We start from the raw sequence: 2,998 nt of genomic DNA on the forward strand, positions 1-2,998 counted from the left end.
CCGAGCGCGATCGCGCCGCCGTTGGGATTGACCCGGGCGGGGTCGGCGCCGGTCTCGCGCAGCCAGGCGAGCACCACCGGCGCGAACGCCTCGTTGATCTCCACCGCGTCCATCTGGTCGATCCGCATGCCGCTCTTCTTCAGCGCGTACGCGGTCGCGGGGATCGGCGCCGACAGCATCCGGATCGGGTCCTCGCCGCGCGCCGACAGGTGGTGGATCCGGGCGCGCGGCGTCAGCCCATGGTCGCGGACGGCCCGCTCGGACGCGACGAGCAGCGCGGCGGCCCCGTCGGAGATCTGCGAGGCGAGCGCGGCGGTGAGGCGTCCGCCGTCCACCAGCGTCCGCAGCCCGGCCATCTTCTCCAGGGTCGTGTCGCGGCGCGGCCCCTCGTCGGTCGTCACGCCCTCGACCGGCTCGATCTCGCGCGCGAACCGTCCCTCGTCGATCGCCCTGAGCGCCTTCTGGTGGGAGGCGTAGGCGTACTCCTCCATCTCCTCGCGCGACAGGTCCCAGTCGCGGGCGATCTGCTCGGCGCCGGCGAACTGCGTCACCTCGCCGTCCCCGTACCGCCGCACCCACCCCTTGGAGCCGACGAAGGGCCCGCGGTCGAAGCCGAGCGGCTCGGCGGCCGTCATCGCGTACGCGATCGGGATCTGCGACATGCTCTGCACGCCGCCCGCCACCACCAGGTCCGACGTCCCGGCCAGGACCGCCTGCGCCGCGAAGTGCACCGCCTGCTGGGACGAGCCGCACTGGCGGTCCACGGTGACGCCGGGCACCTCCTCGGGCAGCCCGGCGGCCAGCCACGCCGTCCGCGCGATGTCCCCGGCCTGGGGGCCGACGGTGTCCACGCAGCCGAACACCACGTCCTCCACCGCGGCCGGATCGATCCCCGACCGCTCGACCAGCGCGGTCAGCACGTGCGCGCCGAGGTCGGCGGGGTGGACGGCGGCCAGCCCGCCGCCGCGCCGCCCGACCGGCGCGCGGACGGCTTCGACCAGGTATGCCTCGGCCATCGGGGTCTCCTTCGCTCTCCGGAGCCCGCCTCGGGGGGACGGGTCTCGGGGACGTGACGTCAGGTCGCCTGGATGCCCTCCAGCACCATGGCGAGGTACTGCTTGGCGATGTCCTCGGCGGACAGCCGCCCGCCGCGCTGGTACCAGTTCGCCGCCACCCACACGGTGTCGCGGATGAACCGGTAGACCAGCCCGCGGTCCAGGTCGGCGCGGAACGCGCCCTCGGCGACGCCGCGCTCCAGCAGCTCGGTCCACATCCGCTCGAACCGGCGGTGCGAGTCGAGCAGGTACCCGAAGCGCTCGCCGGCCGCCAGGTGCTTGGACTCGTTCTGGTAGACCACCACGGCGGGACGGTGCCGGTCGATCGACCGGAACGACTCCACGACCAGGGCCTCCAGCGTCTCGCGCGCGCCGAGCCCGGCGTCCAGGACGCGCTCGTAGGCGGCCCACATGTCGTCCAGGAACGTCGAGAGGATCTCGTCGGCCATCGACTCCTTGGAGTCGAAGTGGTAGTACAGGCTGCCGCCGAGGATCCCGGCCGCGTCGGCGACCTGCCGGATCGTGGTCGCGGCGTACCCCTGCGAGGCGAACACCTCGGCGGCGGTGGCGAGCAGCTCGGCCCGGCGTTCCGCGCGCGCCGCGGCGGTTCCCTCGGCGTCGCGCCGTCGTGGACTCATCGTGTGTCGTGTTCCTAAGGATGCTGAGAGGAGACGGAGACGACCTCGCCCGTCATGTAGGACGAATAGTCGCCGGCGAGGAAGACGATAACGTTCGCCACCTCCCACGGCTCCGCGTAGCGGCCGAACGCCTCGCGCGCCGTCAGCTCGTCCAGGAGCTCCTGCGAGGTCACCTTGACCAGGTGCGGATGCATCGCCAGCGACGGCGACACCGCGTTGATCCGGACGCCGAACTCGGCCGCCTCCAGTGCCGCGCACCGCGTCAGCGCCATCACCCCGGCCTTGGCCGCCGCGTAGTGCGACTGGCCCTTCTGCGCCCGCCAGCCGATGACCGACGCGTTGTTGACGATGACGCCCCCGCCCTGGTCGCGCATGTGCCGCAGGGCGGCGCGGGTGCAGCGCATCGTGCCGTTGAGGGTGATGTCCAGGACGCGCGTCCACTGCTCGTCGTCCATGTCGACCAGGTCGGCGGTGCCGCCGAGCCCGGCGTTGTTGACGGCGACGTCCACGCGTCCGAAGCGCTCCACGGCGGACGCGTACAGCGCCCGCACCTGCGTCTCGTCGGTGACGTCGCAGGGCTGCGCGGCGACCCGGTCGTCCCCGAACTCCTTGACCAGCTCCTCGTGGCTGCGCGCGAGGCGGCGCTCGTGCGCGTCGGAGATGAACACCCGCGCGCCCTCCTCCAGGCAGCGGCGCGCGGTGGCCCCGCCGATCCCGGCGCCGGCCGCGGCGGTGACGACGACGGCGCGGTCCTTCAGCAGCCCGTGCCCTTGGACGTAGGTCGGGGCCTTCTTGGGCAGCCCGTGCCCGGGCGCGTGGGTCGGGGTCATGGACGGGCCTCCCTGGGGAGTCCGAGCACGCGCTCGGAGATGATGTTGCGCTGGATCTCGTTCGACCCGGCGTAGATCGTGTCCGAGCGGGAGAACAGGAACAGCCGCTGCCAGTCGTTCAGGTCGTACGACTCACCGTCCGCGATCAGCCCGGCCGCGCCCAGCACGTCCATGGCGAGCTCGCCCAGCTCCCGGTGCCAGGTCCCCCACACCAGCTTGGAGATCGACGACTCGGGGCCCGGCGCGCCCGACGCCACACCGGCCATCGTCCGCACCGCGTTCAGCCGCATGACCTCCAGGCCCATCCAGGACCGGGTGAGCCGGTCGCGCAGCAGCGGATCGTCCACCGCGCCGGTGCGCCGCGCCAGGTCGATGACGCCCTCCAGCTCGCGCCGGAACCCGACCTGCTGGCCGAGCGTCGCGACGCCGCGCTCGAACCCCAGCGTCGCCATCGCGATCCGCCAGCCGTCGCCCG

Annotated in this window: 4 protein-coding genes; all 4 read right to left on the reverse strand. The window is 73.2% G+C overall.

The features are described 5' to 3' along the window. A partial coding sequence (locus AB0J52_RS34365) for an acetyl-CoA C-acyltransferase (protein ID WP_500187064.1) occupies positions 1-1,016 on the reverse strand: 1,016 nt, incomplete at its 3' end. Between the two features lie 59 nt (positions 1,017-1,075). After that, complete coding sequence (locus AB0J52_RS34370) at positions 1,076-1,693, reverse strand: TetR/AcrR family transcriptional regulator (protein WP_500187065.1); 618 nt, start codon at positions 1,691-1,693, stop codon at positions 1,076-1,078. 14 nt (positions 1,694-1,707) lie between these two features. Then, positions 1,708-2,523, reverse strand: a complete 816-nt coding sequence (locus tag AB0J52_RS34375; RefSeq protein WP_500187066.1) for an SDR family oxidoreductase — start codon at positions 2,521-2,523, stop codon at positions 1,708-1,710. Then, positions 2,520-2,998, reverse strand: a 479-nt coding sequence (locus tag AB0J52_RS34380; protein ID WP_500187068.1) for an acyl-CoA dehydrogenase family protein, incomplete at its 5' end; no start/stop codon positions are given. The genes AB0J52_RS34375 and AB0J52_RS34380, both read right to left, overlap by 4 nt.

Source organism: Spirillospora sp. NPDC049652, assembly GCF_040675125.1.
In the GTDB taxonomy this organism is placed as follows: domain Bacteria; phylum Actinomycetota; class Actinomycetes; order Streptosporangiales; family Streptosporangiaceae; genus Spirillospora.